Genomic DNA, 537 nt, shown 5'->3' on the forward strand with positions numbered 1-537 from the left:
TCACCGGCGTACCGCCGCCCGAAGAGGTGATCGTGTAATCATAGCGCGTGCCGGTTTCCGCCCCGGCGAAGGTGAAGGACACCGCGCTTTCAGTCGCCGACGTGACCGGATCTTGATCGAGCGAGACGGTATAGCCCGACGGCGCCGCGACATCCTTGGTGGCGGTATCGGTCGCCGCCGCGCCGGTATTGCTGGCGCTGTCGGTCAGCGTGACCGAAAGGGTCAGCGTGCCGTCCGCGAGCCCCGAAACATCGATGCCCGAAATCTGCTGGGCCGCCGTGCTGATCGTGCCCGCGCCGGTCACCGGCGTACCGCCGCCCGAAGAGGTGATCGTGTAGCTGTAGCGCGTGCCGGTTTCCGCCCCCGCGAAGGTGAAGGACACCGCGGTTTCAGTCGCCGATGTGACCGGATCCTGATCAAGCGAGACCGTATAGCCCGACGGCGCCGAAACGTTTTTGGTGGCCGTGTCGGTCGCCGCCGCGCCGGTATTGCTGGCGCTGTCGGTCAACGTGACCGACAGGGTCAGCGTGCCGTCCG

Annotated in this window: 1 protein-coding gene; it reads right to left on the reverse strand. The window is 66.9% G+C overall.

All coding sequences use genetic code 11. The features are described from left to right. A partial coding sequence (locus tag CKO13_RS12470) for a hypothetical protein (RefSeq protein WP_200261478.1) occupies window positions 1-537 on the reverse strand: 537 nt, incomplete at both ends.

Origin of the sequence: Halorhodospira neutriphila, assembly GCF_016584055.1 — a bacterium.
Taxonomy (GTDB): domain Bacteria; phylum Pseudomonadota; class Gammaproteobacteria; order Nitrococcales; family Halorhodospiraceae; genus Halorhodospira; species Halorhodospira neutriphila.